Source organism: Lysinibacillus sp. FSL R7-0073 (genome assembly GCF_038009065.1).
Classification (GTDB): Bacteria; Bacillota; Bacilli; order Bacillales_A; family Planococcaceae; genus Lysinibacillus; species Lysinibacillus fusiformis.
In genome coordinates, this window is the sequence record NZ_JBBPAS010000001.1 from 4,085,817 (window position 1) to 4,101,277 (window position 15,461).

Below are 15,461 nucleotides of genomic sequence, written 5' to 3' on the forward strand. Positions count from 1 at the left end.
CTTAAGCCGGAAATACACCTTCCTTTATTTTATTTCAAAATATGTTTGACTATATCCATTCAATGTTTTTTCGACATGTAAAACGGCTGGCATCGCTGATTTTAATTCAGGCACATGAGAGATGACACCAATCATTCGTCCAGAATCTTGTAAATCTATTAATGTGTCTATTGCTTTATTTAATGATTCTTCATCGAGCGAGCCAAAACCCTCATCAATAAACATTGTTTCAATATAAATATTACCTTGGAAGCTTTGAATAACATCAGCCATTCCCAGGGCAAGGCTTAATGATGCATTGAACTTTTCACCACCGGATAATGTTTTGACATCTCGTAATTGATCTGTGTAAGCGTCATATACATCAAGCCCAAGTCCACTTTGCTTGGCATGCTTTTCAAGCCTGTCCGAACGTCTAAGCTCAAATTGGCCATTAGATAAATGATAAAGACGAATATTGGCTGCCTCTGTAATTTGATCTAAATAATTAATTTGAATATATCGTTCAAAGGAAAGCTTTTTCGAATTTTGCCCATTTAATAAGCCATACAGCTCCTTCACGCGCCCTGCCTCACTCTCAAGTAAACGAAGCTCTCTCTCTGTTTCTTCTACTTTGTTGATAAAGCTTTGACATGATTTCGCAAATCCATCTATTTGTTGAAGTTGTTTAAAAGCATCCTCATAGGCGATTCGGAGACTTTCTAAGGTTGCCTCCATCAGGGCTAAATCTTGCTCCTCTTTCCCTTGAAGATGTTTTTCTCCTTCTGAAATTTGAATTTGTAACGTATGAACATGTAACGTGTAGTCACTGCATGCCTTCCTAAGTTCTTCTAATTGAGCGGCACTTCTTTTCGCAGTTGCATAGTCTTCATAGTTCACAAAGCCTGCTTCCTGCATGCTTATTGAAAACTGCTCACGCTTGTCATTCATTTTGAGCTTTAATTCTTCAAAATTCTGTTTGGCGATTTCCACAGCTAGTTTAGCATTACTGGCAGCTTCCTTTGCGGCATGTAAATCATGCTGGCTTTCCTGCCATAATTTTTGTAAATCCATTTTCTGTTTACTAACATCGGTAAGTGTTTGTTTTAATTGCTGTAAGGTTGGAATAGTTGTTGGCATTTGCTTATGCTGTTCTTCTACAATTGCCTGCAGTCTTGTCCAGCTCTTCATCTGCTCAGTTAAATATTCCTCAAGTTTGACTTGTTTATGTTGCAAATGCTCTATTGCTAAACGCTGTTCCTTCTGGTTAATCCTTGTTTGAGCTAACTGTTGATTGATAATCTTTAAGCTAGTAATCTCTTGTTCCATTTTTTCTAAGGAAGCTATTATTTGTGCTTGATCCTGTTGCTTCATCGCGTATGCTTCTAATTGTGTCAGTGCCTCTTGCTGAAGCTGTTGTGCGGATGTTAAAAATGCCTCTTTTTCCAAATACAAACGCTCGTCTGAAGAAGCTTTTCTCCTTAACGTTTCCACCTGAGCAAGCTCAACAATTTCCAATTGCTCACTATGTGTTTGTTGATGAGTCGTACTCCCACAAACCGGACAAGGTTGCCCTTCTTTAAGCTGTTGAGCTAAAATGCTTGCTTGGCTTGTCAGCCAGCGTAGCTCTAATTGTTGAAGCTCCTGTCTACTGTCCTGAAAATGAGCTTTAGTAGCGATAACATCCTGTTTCGCTATCTCTACCGTTTTTGTATATTTCTCCACCTGCATGAGCAAAGCTACTTGCTCCCGCAGTTTTGGTAGTTGCTCTAAATAACCTTCATATGGTTCCAATTGTTTTTCAAAGTGCTCAATTGATTGTAAAAGCTCCTCTAATTGCGCGCTTTCTTTATCGATTAGCGCTAGGTTATCCGCTGCCCCTTGTTTAGCCGTTTCAACATATTGCTCAGCAATTTGCAGTTGCTGTACATTGCTGTCATAAGCCTCGAACTTAGGAAGCAATGCTTGGAGCTGCATTTCCTGCTGCAAAAGCTGTTGACGTTCTGACTCTTTTGCCTCTTCCGCTTCATATTTTTCTTGGGCTCTTTGTAAAAGCTCCTTGGTTTGTAGTTGACTACTGTTGGCTTGTTGATAGGCTTGTTCTTTTAAATTTTGTTCGGCTCGTAAATCCAAACATTGTTGTTCAAGTAGTAGTAAACGCTCCGCTTGTTCTGCTAAAGCTATCTCCCGTTCCTTTGCACGGTAATTGTCTTGCTCCTTTAACAGCAGTTCTAGTCGTTCTTGACGTTTGGACTGCTCCTCAAATTGTTCATTAAGCGTTTTAGCTAAACGGTAAAACTCCTGTTCTTTTTGATGATGGTTATAGGCTTCCTCATACTGGCGCTGTTCATCTTCAAAACATTTTCTATAATAGGTAAGCTCCTCTTCCAGTGCTTGCTTTAGCTGAAACATATTTTCCGTATTATTAGCAATTTGTTTGAACAAAGGAGAGGAACGATATGGAAGAGCACCAACAATTTGACCAAGTAGATGTTCTTTTAATTGCTTGGCACGTTCAAGATCACTTTCTGCCTCTTTTCGTTTCGCATCAAGCAGTTTTGTCATAACACCAAAGCGATCTGTTTTGAAGATTTTTCGTAATATGACCTCTTTGTTTGTAGAATCCGACGTTAATAATTTGCGGAATTCTCCTTGAGGTAGCATCACAATTTGGCTAAATTGATCCTTTGTCAGACCTATAATATCCTGAATCTTTTTATCGACTTCAAGTGTTTGCTGCTTTTCGACAATGTTATAATCGAGCTTTCCCTCTTTTACTTCCGCTAACTCCACTTTTTTACCAGTAGCTGTTTTATTTTTTTCCTTTATATGTCCAGGCTGACGTAAAATCTGATAGACCCTTCCATGCATTTCAAAAATAAGTTCTACTGCTGTATACACATCATCATCAGCAAAACCACTTCGTAGTAAAGCCGTATCCTGGCGATCCTCACCACTGCCTGCCCCATAAAGTGCATAACAAATCGCATCAAAAATCGTCGTTTTTCCTGCACCAGTTTTGCCAGAGATGGCGAACAAACGATGTTCCCCTAACTGTTCAAAATCAATTATTTCTGTATTTTTATAAGGACCGAATGCCGTAATCGTTAACTTTAATGGCTTCATTTTACTGTTTCTCGCTCCTTATCTAATAATTCCTGTAACATCTCCGTAAACAGACGCTCGGTATCTTCATCTGGTTGAACCCCAATTATATCTGTAAAGAAAGAGCGGAATAGATCGATATCTTCTAGCTTTTCAGCTTCTACTACTTGAAGTTCACTTGGTTTCTCTTGTCGTATAATCTTACGTTCAACATGCATGGCATGAGGAAAAACGGTACGAATACGTTCCATTGGTGAAGATACGGACGTAGCATCCGTCAATCTAACAAATACATAATCATCACTTGGTGGAAGCATTAATAGCTCCTCCAACTGTCCTTCCACTACACGCAAATCTCGTCTTGGCACGAACTTTCTTTTAGTTACAGTACTATTTCCGTGCTCATCAAGATCGACGATTAAAAAGCCCTTTTCATGTAGATGCTCAGACAATGAGTATTTTAATGGTGAACCAGCATAGCGAATTGTTTCATTTAAGACAAAATGTGCCTTATGTAAATGTCCGAGTGCTGTATAATGAAATCGTTTAAATAAAGCAGCATTCACACAATCTGAACCCCCAATAGAAAGCGGACGCTCTGAGTCACTAGTATTGGCTTCTTCCTCACCGTATTTGGTCACAAAGGCATGTCCAACAAATATATTGCGTTTACTTGTATCCATACCTGCTGTGATATGTTCAATAATTTTCTGCATCGCATCATGGTGAGAACGAATGGCCTCCTCTTCAAAAATACTGCGAATAGTAGCAGGCTCTGCAAATGGTACAAGATGAAAATGCACCTCTCCATATTGATCATTTATAATAATGGGTGCATGATCTTTCGTAAACTGCCCCTTAATATATAAACCACTATCACGCATCAAACGACTACCAAAGTTTAATCTGCCTGCACTATCATGATTCCCTGCAACGGCTAAAACAGGAATCTTCTTCTCTAAAACTATTTTTGCTAATATATCATTTAGTAAATTCACTGCCTCTATAGGGGGCATGGAACGATCGTATAGATCACCTGCTATAATAATTACATCTGGCTTTTCTTCATCGATAGCTTGTATAAATTGTTGTAGGATATATTGTTGATCTTCTGTCATATAGACACCTTGAACGAGCTTTCCTAAATGCCAATCTGCTGTATGAAATATTTTCATTCCTGTACCTCCTGTCCTTTTACTATTTTATCATGGCTAGTAACGGATTGTTTTTTCCTTTGTTTGGGGAATTTCGTTTGCAAAAAAAAAAGCATCCTCTAAGATGCCATTAACCATCATTATTTATCTCTTTTCTAACTTTTCCATAAAAGCTGTATAGCCGTGAAAACCCTGAATAGAACGTACGTTCCTAACAGACTGGGAGGATGTTACCTTTTGTTGTTTAGGCTGTGTGGAAGCTCGTTCTTTTAAAATTTCCTCAAATGATAGAGGATTCGGTTTCGGTAATTGTGATGAAGCAATATTTAAGACATCACTACCACTATATGCCTTAAAAAATGCGTTGGCCATTTGCCGATAGCCTTCCATATTCGGATGGACATCTGCATAGTTTGGTAAGTAGTTAGTGGCATTCAACCCAAAGCTGTCATACACATTTACATAAACAGCTCCGGCTAGCTTTGCCTGTTGCTGTAAAATCGTATTTAACTTCACAAGCTGTGCATTTGTTCCTTCTTTTTGAGTTAGATGAACAGCTGGATAAGCAAAATAATAGCCTACAACATATACCTGAGCCTTTGGCGCAACTTCTCCCAATTCATTTAATATAGCTTCCATATTTTTTCTCACCATATTTAAGGCGTAATCTGATTGAAGTTGAGAAAAAGTTAATGTTCCAGCCGTTGGATTTAGCCGGACAAGGCTTAATAAATCATTGGCACCTGCCGAAACAGTAACTAAAGTGGCATTGGCTAATAAATTTATTGCTTCCTCAGTTTTGATTCTTTCTAATACATTAGCTGTTGTAAAACCTGGGAAAGCTAGTTCCTTTGTATAGAATTTTAATTGATCCATTGCCTGTAATCTCATAGCAATTAAATCACTATACCCAGCATCAATTTGTTGAAAAGGGGTTTGACCAGCAGCTAGGGAATCCCCTATTGCTACATAGCTTTCAGTTTGAGCAAAAGCAGATGAACCCCAGCATGACAGCAATAAAATAAACATCCCGATCAAACTACCTATGCGCTTCATCTGCTCTCCCCCATTCTCGATTCGAACTACGTTTAGAAAGCCCAGCTACCTTTGCGGAATATCGGCTCTACAGTTCCATCTGGTAAAATACCATCAATGTCCATTTCACCATTACCAATCATAAAGTCTTCATGTGTGACAGAAATATTTGCACCTAATGCTTCTAGTTGACCGTTTTCTAAATCTCTACCGCCCTCTAAGCAAGTCGGGTATGCTTCTCCAATTGCTAAATGGTTTGAAGCATTTTCATCGAATAATGTATTAAAGTATAAAATCTCTGATGCTGAAATTGGTGATTCATGCGGAACAAGTGCTACTTCACCTAAATAACTAGAACCCTCATCTACTTGAATAAGCTCTTGTAATAAATCTTGACCTACTTCAGCTTCCGCCTTAATAATTTTTCCTTCTTTAAATGTTAATTTAAAGCGATCAATGATATTACCTTGATATACTAAAGGCTTTGAATTACTAACGTAACCGTCTACCCCTTGCTTCATTGGAAGTGTATAAACTTCTTCTGTTGGCATATTGGCAATAAAAACATTGCCTTCAGGCGTTTTACTACCACCAGTTAGCCATTTATGCTGTGGAGCTAAAGCAATTGTTAAATCTGTTCCTGGTGCAATATAGTGTAACTTCGCATACTTTTTATTATTTAAAAGTTCAGCACGAGATTCTAAATTCGTTACATGCTGATGCCAATTATCAACTGCATCTCCTTCTCCGATATGAACTGTTTTAAAGATAGCATCCCATAAAGCAGGTACTTGCTCCTCGGCTGTCAATTGAGGGAATACCTTTGCCGCCCACTTTTGCGAAGGAACGGCAATAATTGACCACGCAATCAAATCCTTCATAACCGCATTTCGGTAGTTTTTCAATGCCGCTCCTGATACCTTTTGATGAGTAGCTAATCGATCAGCCGAAATTCCTGTTAATTTATCAGGATCTGCGGCATCAATCCATAATAATGCCCCTTTACGTTCAATGAGTTCATCACGCATTCGTACGACCCATTCAGGGAAACGGTTAAATTCTTCATCAGAGGCATGTTCAAAATAGGCACGATCCATTTCATCATCTGAAAAATTAACATGGACACGTCCAGCACCAGCCTTATACGCCTCTTTAACGACCAAACGAGCAAAATCTAAAGCATCAACTGATGTGTTGACTAACAAATATTGACCTGGTTGAATGTTTACTCCAACTTTTACTGCAAGTTCTGCGTATGCCTGTAATTTTTCTTCAAATGTCATATTATTTTCCTCGCTTTTGTCCAATTGTTTTAGAATTACCTTCCATTAGCTTACCATCGCGCCATATTTTCTGCACTGGCTTACCAGGAACTTCTCTTGTCCATTTTTTATAGGTTTTTTCGTCTTGATAAGATAGTAATGTTAATACTTCTCCATCTGCACCTGCACGACCTGTACGACCCGAACGGTGTAAATACTGCTCAATTGTTCGTGGAACGTCAACATGAATAACATGTGTTAAACCAGCAATATCTAAACCACGTGCAGCAATATCTGTCGCAATTAAAATACGTGCGTCCCCTTTGCGGAAAGCATCTAAAGCCTTTTTACGTTCTTCCTTTTTCATGTCAGAATGAAGTGTAACGATTGGTGCAGAGCGATACTGTAGCTTGGTTTCTTTCATTAATAATTGATCAATATTATTGACGAAAGCTAATGCTCTCAGACCTTCTGTATGCGATAAACGGCGAAGAAACTCTGTTTTATCACGTTCTTCCACCTTCACAAACGAGTGGATAACTTTGCCAACCTTTAGCATATCCTCGGGCTTAATTTTAAAACGAACTGGCTCAAACATCATGCGACTTGCCACTAATTCAATTTCCTCTGTAATAGTAGCTGAAACAACTACAACTTGTCGTCCGAAGGCAGAACCTTCAATAAAGGATTTAATGACCACACGGTATTCACGACTTAGTAATTGATCACATTCATCTAAAACAACTGTTTCAATTTCCTTAAGCTTTAATTTACCTGCACGTGCTAATTCATTTAAACGACCAGGTGTTCCAACAACAATCGTTGGCTTTTTCTTTAATTTTTCAATTTGACGAGCGGAATTGGCACCACCAATAAGCTGCTGAACCGTAATATCCGTACCTGTCGTCCACTCACGGATAACTTCTACAATTTGCATGGCTAGCTCTTGTGATGGAGCTACGATGAGACCTTGTGTTTGCTTTTTCGCCCCGTTTACTTTATTCAGCAATGGTAAAACATACGCTAACGTTTTACCAGAACCAGTAGGTGATTCCGCTACGACATCCTTTCCTTCAAGCATCGCTGGTATCATTTCCTCTTGAATTTTCATAGTTGCTTCAAAGTTCCATTTTGCTTGTAATTCTTCTTTTAATAAACTGATTACTGACATGTTATTTCCCACCTTCTATCTGCTTGACACTAGTTTAACACACTCGGCAGCTTCCTACTTTATATGTACGCAAACCTTTGTCTAAACGTTTCACCAAATGAAACTTTCATCCATAAAAAATCTGCCTAACTCCACACATGGAAATGTAAGCCCGTCCACAATTTTTTGAAGACTTACAGCCTACCATGTAAAGCAAGCAGATTCTTTTCTATACATTCCTAATCGATTAACTCATAACCACATGCTAAAATTGCACACTCCGCTAAAACGATTAATGAATCGATATATATATTACTTAATTTTAAATCTCTATTGACAATAGATAGCTCCGTACAACCCAATACGAGACGGTCACAGTTTAGAGCTAACATGGCATCTTCAATTGGTTGCCAATCATCCTGTGTGACATCCTTACCAGCTTTAACATAATCGTAAATGATGGTCATCACATGGGCTCTCATCTCATTATCTGGTACAACTGGTGTAATACCATATTCCTCCAATGCATCTTGGTACATGCGTGAAGTCAATGTACCTGTTGTCGCTAAAATACCAACACGCTCTGCTCCCAATTCGGATGCACGCTTCGCCGTTTCACGAATCATATGCAAAACAGGAATCGGGGAGCCTTCCTGAATCTCGTCATAAAAAGTATGAGCCGTATTACATGGAATGGCAATCATATCAGCTCCTACAGAAGCTAACTTTTTTGCATCCTCAATTATAACAGGCACTGGGTTTTCTTTCGTATTATCTAAAATAAAAGCCGTACGGTCAGGAATATTTGTATCATTATCAATAATGGTATGTAAATGCTCCTGATCTTTTTGCGCCTTTGTACGTCTTACAATCATTTCACCAATAAACATGGTTGCTAGTGGACCAACTCCACCTATTATACCTAAAGTTTGTTTTTTCATGAGTTAGACAGACCTTTGTTATTAAAATATTTCTTATATTTGCGATAAAAATTTAAATTATCAACGGTTACATTCAACCAACGTTTGGCATTCATATCCTTATAATTAAAAATAGAATCTGTCGCCATTCCTTGTCGAATTAGACTTTTCGCTTCAATAATAAGTTGTTCATTTTGTACATATTTGAAAAGGACACCATTTGGTACGATTGTCCAAAGATGTTTATTTTGCACGTATGTTAGTGGCTGTTTACTTCCTCGAACATAATCGTCTGCCACATATTGCATAAGGTTATAGCCACTAGCTGTCACATAATAATTGGAAAGCTCATTATGTAATTCGATACTTAACAATTTATAGTGTCCATCACGCTCATCATATTTCATATCAAATGTAGCAAATCCATGGAATTGAATAGCTTCAAGAAATGACTTCACATTTTCCATCAAAGTAGGATTATAGGCTGTCATAATAGCCACATAACGACCAATACCTTCTGGTGAATGCTCTTCTAAAATCGGATTTCCTACAGCAAGAAGCTTCGCCTTCCCATCTTGTCCTACATAAGCATTGACAACACACATATTCGCATCTTCTCCAGGAATATACTGCTGAATCATAAGATCATCTCGATAGGCTGATTCCTTATAAATAGCATGCAGTATGCTATCCTTTTCTTCCTTATCATGTGCAATATATACTTTTTTCTTTCCAGGAAAAATACATGTGGCATACTTTGTCATATTCATCGGTTTAATGACAATTGGGTAGTCAAATGACATTTCGTACTCTTCATAATCATTTACTGTGCATACATGCATAGCTGGGTATTGAAAACCAAATTGTGCACACAGCTCATACATACTTTCACGAGTTAGCAGCTGATGTGCAAGAGTAGTATCCACATAAGGAACTAAAAAATCCTCTGTTAATTCATCTTTATGTTCTACGATTTTTTTGACATAAAATTCATCACAGGCTAATAGCAGTAATTTTTTTTCTGGGAATTCCTGCGCTATTGCCTTTAGTGCCGTCACAAATCGTTCTTCTATATGAAGTCTCGGCACTTCACGGAAGGTCAGTAAATCACTTTGTTGAATTTTTTCCATATTCGTATGATTTAATGCAAGTGGCTTCACACCATAGGCTTCGTAAAATGCTCTGGCCATGCCATAAGCATTCATTTCATCGCCTAGTAAAACCGGTAAAAAAGCGTGCTCAATGGCCATTCTACTCAACTCACTTTTTACGTTTTTATTAGTGTAACATACTTCCTAATAGCTAGTTTATTTATGTACAGCTACTGCCTGTTCACCTAATTCATGATAGCTTTTAAAGAACTGGTCCACATTATAAGTGACATAGCCCTTTAACGGGTCCATTACTACTACCTTATCGCCTAAATGTCCAGTTAACACAACAGCGTGTAAATTCATAAAAGCGTCCTGCGAAGTAGTCGCTCCTTTATAAATCCAACCTCTATCTGCCCTTTTTTTAGGCTTCGATAAATCCAGCGTCACCCATGTCACGACAGGAATTCCCTCACGAACAAGCTGTAAAATATCTTCCTGTGAGGCATTTCTCATATCTGTCACACGTAAATCAGCTTGTTTATCTGCAATAGCTGCCTCCGCTGCCTTGACAATTGGAGCAGCAAATACATACATACCATGAGCTTTATCACGAGGATTACCCGCAAAAGCCTCATTTGGATTTGGTCCAAAACGTTGATTACCTACAATACGTATTTCTTGCTTTGGTAAATAGTTATCAGCCATTTCAAGCTTTGACACATTCATTCCATAGTAATTTAATACAGCAGTGAGTGAAGTTATTTCACAGCCATGTGGAAGCTCAGGATTTTGCATCACCACTGGAACATCTAGCTCTTGTTCGTCTCTTGTAAAATGGGTCTGCAATCTGAAGTATGGTTTTGTCGTATCATACGTAAAATTTTCGATGGTTGTATAGCCATCATTTGCCGCACTATTTTCAAGAGTCGTTGCCGCAATAGCATATTCTCGTCCCTCTTTTAGCTTCGAAAACATAGCTTCTCCCTCTTCAGAACCAATAGCTTCCTCTACAACATTACCTGTCTGTACATCTGTGACCGTGATATAAAGATTAGCAATTGGTGCACCACTATTAAATTCTACTGTTAATACTGTTAATTGATTTTTGTTTTCCGCATCTTGCTGTGAAAATGGCTGACAGCTAGAAAGTAACATTATGATCAACATGCCGATAAGTAAAAGGCGTTTATACCCCGTCCACAAGACAAATTCCGCTCCTATTCTAAATCGAAGGGTCACCCCTTCTCCATTCTTTTAATTTAATTTGTCGTAGACTTTATTATACGATACTTTGAAAGAGGTTCCTATTTTATCTTGTTGCAGAAAACTTTGTTGCATCGAAAACGAAGCTTCGAAGAAAGTTAACTGTAAATACTTTTTCTCAAATCGTACTTACTTTAGGTCGTAATGTATGCTTTAGAACCTTACCAGAAGCATTGCGCGGCAGTTCAGTTAAACATTCTATTTCATACGGTACTTTATATTTGGCAAGCTGTGATTGACAATAGGATAAAATGATTTCCTCATCGAGAGACCTACCTTCCTTAAATACGACAAAGGCTTTAGGCACCTCTCCATACACTTCATGCGGTAATCCAACCACTGCTGCCTCTAAAATTTCAGGCAATTGATACAACACTTCTTCCACTTCGATTGGGTAAATATTTTCACCGCCTCGGATGATCATATCTTTTTTCCGATCAACAATATATAAATAACCTTCCTCATCAAAACGCCCTAAATCTCCTGAATAAAGCCAACCATCTATAATCGTTCTAGCTGTTTCTTCAGGATTCCTTAAATAGCCCTTCATCACCTGTGGTCCTCTTACACATATCTCGCCTACTTCACCTGCAGGAACCGGCTTTCCTTCACTATCAACTACTCGAACCTCTGTCTGCCCTAATGGCTTCCCAACAGAGCCTATTTTCGTTAAGGCATCCGTATCTAATAAAGATGTGGCTGCAGGTGTATTTTCTGTTTGACCATATAAATTTTGAACGTTCACATTTGAAAATGCCTCTTTCACTTGTTTAACAAGCTCATAGGGCATTGGGGCAGCCCCGTAACATAATAAACGCAAATGGTTAAAGCTATGTTCCTTAAATCCTGGCGTATTTAAAATGATCGTATACATGGATGGAACACCAAAGAAGATGGTTGCCTCTGTTATTGCAATCTGCGCTAATGTTTTGGTTGGTGAAAAGGCTTCTTCTATCACGACTGTCCCGCCTTGATAAAACATTGGCAGGGCAAAAACATGGAGTCCCGCACAGTGAAATAATGGTGTACAAATAAACATCTTGTCCTTGTTAGACATTTTCATGGAAGATGACCAAATATCGGCTGTAGCCACAATATTTTCATGAGTGAGCATCACGCCTTTCGGTTTACCGGTTGTACCTGAAGTGTACATAACAACCGCGGTATCATGGGCCTCCAACTGTACTACAGCTCTTACTAAATTAGTATTTTTAAAGATGTGATTCATATCTTTAAATCCAATAACATGTTGGAATGAATAGGATACATCCTCTAGCGCTTCGGTTAATCTTTCATCATAAATGAGTCCCTTTGCTTGTGAATGTTTAAAAATAAACTCAACCTCTGGAGCTGCTAATTTAGTGTTAATTGGCATAGCAATGTAGCCGGCTAATTGCACACCTAAATAAGCGATTAAAAATAAATCTGAATTGAGTGTATATAGTGCAATGACATCGTCTTTTTTATAATTTTGCTCCTGTAAATAAGCTGCAAATCTTTCGATACATTTGTAAAACTCACTATAACTTAGCTTTTTACCATCATATAATGTCGCAATTTCACTAGGCTGTTGCACAGCATATTTCTCAAGAATATCCGTCATGTACATCGTCATTATAAGCCCTCCAAAAATTCATTTTTTACTGCTGGATAGAGTCAACATCAATGGCAAACTACTAGACTACTTAAATTTCAGAAAATTATGATTTTATTTTATCAAGCATTGAATTCCTTGGCAATTTTTCCATACATTCAAAGTATGTAAGTAAACTAACGAAATATTCTTAGACGTTTTACTTTTCTAGCAATTTCTATTAGGTGTATGATATTTATACGATTATTTATAGGAAAGGCCGGGTTTGCATGCTTTATGCACTTTTAGGAGATTTACATTCTAATATAGAAGATACGAAAGCTGTTCTCACTCATATTCAGCAGACAGCAAAGGAAGCAAAAATCATTGGATTAGGTGATTTATACGAATGCACGATTAGTAAGAAAAAAGCCCAAACGATGTCTGGGTTATCTTTACAAAGAGCAGCGATCGTTGAAAGTAAATTTGAAGAACTGTTAACCTTCCCCTCTATACGGGGCAATCAAGAAGAGCGTATTACACAGGTGACTGGCATTGAGCGCTTCAGGGCGTTACCTGAAACAATGGAGATTGATGGCGCCACACTTATACATGGGCACCAATTTAAATGGAGTGTAAGTTGGCAGCCAACATTCCTATCCTTTCAAAAACCATTGTTCTTCTTTGGTCATAGTCATGAATCAGGTCTTTATCATCAGCAGAAGAAATTACCGATTCGCATTCGCTATGGACAACCAATTGTATTACAAGATAAACAATACGGCGTAAACGTTGGCTCCGTTGTAGATCACTGTGAATGGTGTCTGTATGATAGTGAAAAGCGGACCGTAACCTTTATGTGTGTTCCTTCTATTGATAAAGGAACCGTGTCCTAAACCTAAAAAGAGCAAGCTAATAATTCTCTTAGCTTGCTCCACGTTTTTAATGAATATATTGTTTTTTCCCGTCCAATAGAATTTCCTTTAACGCTTTGAGTTTGTCAATGACTACAAAGGATTCTTCCGAAATTTCCTTCAAGTATTTTTCCGCCTCATTTTTACGTCCTGCATTATATTCACGCACGGCTTTTTTAGCAATTTCATGTACAAGAATAAATGGCTGTTCTAATTCTACATACGCACGTTCATTACCTAATAGCTTTTTGCCAGTGCCATAATACCACTCACCAAGACGTGATTCTTTTGGCGAACCTACATCTTGCTCTGTCATCGTTTCAAAGCCTAGTAGTAAATTATAAATTTTCCAGCGCCATAATAAATGGTCGGTAATGGCTAGTTCAATGATATCCTCTTGGCTAATAATAAAGTTTTTAGAAATCGTTGAAGAACGGTATCCATCGATCATTTTACTTAATTTATAAATAGCAGAGCCCATATCAAAAACGATGACTTTACTTTTTTGCATACTTTCTGTAATTGTATGGTTCCGTTCAGAAATCGTTGTAGCGGATTGAGCTTGTACCTTTGTTGTTGTAGCTATTTCCTCAAAGCGAGCCCCTTGCTGCTGTAAACTCTTATTTAACTCTGCAAGTGTTTGAGTGATATGTAGTGTATCTGTAACACCTTGATGTAAGTCTTGTGAAAATTGAATCGTTAATGAGCTAATATTGTTAGTAATATGAAGTAGCTCCTGTATATCTGTATGTATGGATTTGACAGATGTGCTTGTATCATCGGCAAGCTTCCGAACCTCTTCTGCAACGACAGCAAAGCCCTTTCCTGCTTCCCCCGCGCGGGCGGCTTCAATCGATGCATTTAAAGCTAATAAGTTCGTTTGATCTGCAATTCTTTGAATCAATTCCATCAGCTTCGCAACACTATTTACACGTTCAACGAGACGTTTAATATCCTCCTGCATGGATTTATGTCCTTCATCCGTTGTTTGTAGGATCGTTGATACTTGGTGTAACGAATCTAAATCCTGGTTTAATTTTTTTAAAGCAAGCTTTGTTTGCTCTGAAATATCGCCTACAGATGTAGCAATATCTTCAATGCTTTCATCTAGTTCATGCATTGATTGATCTGCTGCAATGATTTCCTGTTGCTGTATTTCTTGAAATTCGATGAGTTCCTTCACCGTATCCAACTGTGTGTTATACGTAATGATTTCACCTAATCCATTCACTACGGAACCGGCTTGAATTTCTATATAGGTTTCTAAAATAATTTGCTGATCGATTGTTACTAGGCTATCATACGACAATAGGACATCCAGCATCTTCTCTTGATCACGTGATAATTCTTTTACAATTAGCGGAATAATTAACTGATTAATTAATGTATAGGCCGAAATCATCCAATTCGGTAATACGCCTATCCGTGCATGTATATACGCTATTTTACGTCGCTTAAATACATAATCTAAATCTAATTCATCGTCAAACAGACTAATAAAGTGTGAATCGAATAACCCTTTTAAACGTTCGACTGTTGAATGTGTATGTATTACTTGATTAAATTCTGGTATTTCCAGCAAACGATCATAAAAATTATCAAGTATATGCTGTCGATTGTTTTCATAAATTTTACGTAAGAACCCAACAGATTCTCTTCTAATTCTTGATAGCGCTAAAAAGTCCAATTTTTCTTTAAAGCGCTCATTCGCCTCAATGTCAGAATTTTTGGCGGCTGAGAAATAATCATAATTTTGATTAATCTTCTTCCTTTTGAACATAATAACCACTCCCGTTTGTCTAAAGTAAATGCATGTAGAAACTACTATTTGAAAACGAATAATTGAACTTCCTTCATTACCTTCATCTAATAAAACATATATATTTTACCAACATTAGAAAGACAAAAATAGATTCTCAAAAAATTCTTTACACTATCTTATTTACCTTGTCCACTTTATTGACATTTTTCTTTGATAAACACTATTTTCATGCAGAAAAAGCGCTAAAACC

At 37.8% G+C, this 15,461-nt stretch carries 11 protein-coding genes; 1 reads left to right on the top strand and 10 read right to left on the bottom strand.

All coding sequences use genetic code 11. The annotated features are described in order from the left end of the window. Window positions 1-24: 24 nt before the first annotated feature. From MKY88_RS20620 to MKY88_RS20660, 9 genes are all read right to left on the bottom strand, one after another. Window positions 25-3,105, bottom strand: a complete 3,081-nt coding sequence (locus MKY88_RS20620; RefSeq protein WP_328200048.1) for an SMC family ATPase — start codon at window positions 3,103-3,105, stop codon at window positions 25-27. Continuing rightward, window positions 3,102-4,259, bottom strand: a complete 1,158-nt coding sequence (locus MKY88_RS20625) for an exonuclease SbcCD subunit D (protein ID WP_328200046.1) — start codon at window positions 4,257-4,259, stop codon at window positions 3,102-3,104. Before MKY88_RS20625 ends, MKY88_RS20620 begins: the two co-directional genes overlap by 4 nt. A gap of 123 nt (window positions 4,260-4,382) precedes the next feature. After that, window positions 4,383-5,294, bottom strand: a complete 912-nt coding sequence (locus MKY88_RS20630) for an SGNH/GDSL hydrolase family protein (protein ID WP_193833129.1) — start codon at window positions 5,292-5,294, stop codon at window positions 4,383-4,385. 32 nt (window positions 5,295-5,326) lie between these two features. Then, window positions 5,327-6,556, bottom strand: a complete 1,230-nt coding sequence (locus MKY88_RS20635) for an aminopeptidase (protein ID WP_328200042.1) — start codon at window positions 6,554-6,556, stop codon at window positions 5,327-5,329. A gap of 1 nt (window position 6,557) precedes the next feature. Further along, window positions 6,558-7,706: a DEAD/DEAH box helicase gene (locus MKY88_RS20640; RefSeq protein ID WP_193833131.1), complete on the bottom strand. Its 1,149-nt coding sequence runs from the start codon at window positions 7,704-7,706 to the stop codon at window positions 6,558-6,560. 218 nt (window positions 7,707-7,924) lie between these two features. Beyond that, window positions 7,925-8,626 (bottom strand): aspartate/glutamate racemase family protein, encoded by a 702-nt coding sequence (locus MKY88_RS20645; protein WP_025115807.1) that lies wholly within the window; start codon window positions 8,624-8,626, stop codon window positions 7,925-7,927. Next, on the bottom strand, window positions 8,623-9,855 hold the full coding sequence (locus MKY88_RS20650) for a carboxylate--amine ligase (RefSeq protein ID WP_069482691.1): 1,233 nt from the start codon (window positions 9,853-9,855) through the stop codon (window positions 8,623-8,625). Before MKY88_RS20650 ends, MKY88_RS20645 begins: the two co-directional genes overlap by 4 nt. Window positions 9,856-9,912: 57 nt before the next feature. Next, a complete protein-coding gene (locus tag MKY88_RS20655; protein ID WP_328200037.1) occupies window positions 9,913-10,902 on the bottom strand; it encodes a C39 family peptidase in 990 nt (329 codons plus the stop codon). Between the two features lie 178 nt (window positions 10,903-11,080). Next, on the bottom strand, window positions 11,081-12,577 hold the full coding sequence (locus MKY88_RS20660) for a class I adenylate-forming enzyme family protein (RefSeq protein WP_328200035.1): 1,497 nt from the start codon (window positions 12,575-12,577) through the stop codon (window positions 11,081-11,083). A gap of 248 nt (window positions 12,578-12,825) precedes the next feature. On the opposite strand from MKY88_RS20660, the gene MKY88_RS20665 reads away from it, so the two are divergent. Further along, window positions 12,826-13,431 (top strand): metallophosphoesterase family protein, encoded by a 606-nt coding sequence (locus MKY88_RS20665; RefSeq protein ID WP_069482693.1) that lies wholly within the window; start codon window positions 12,826-12,828, stop codon window positions 13,429-13,431. A 46-nt stretch (window positions 13,432-13,477) separates the two neighbouring features. Here MKY88_RS20665 and MKY88_RS20670 read toward each other — a convergent pair whose 3' ends face one another. Continuing rightward, the gene (locus tag MKY88_RS20670) at window positions 13,478-15,229 is read right to left on the bottom strand and encodes a protoglobin domain-containing protein (RefSeq protein WP_328200032.1); all 1,752 of its coding nucleotides are present in this window, start codon (window positions 15,227-15,229) and stop codon (window positions 13,478-13,480) included. Window positions 15,230-15,461: the final 232 nt, after the last annotated feature.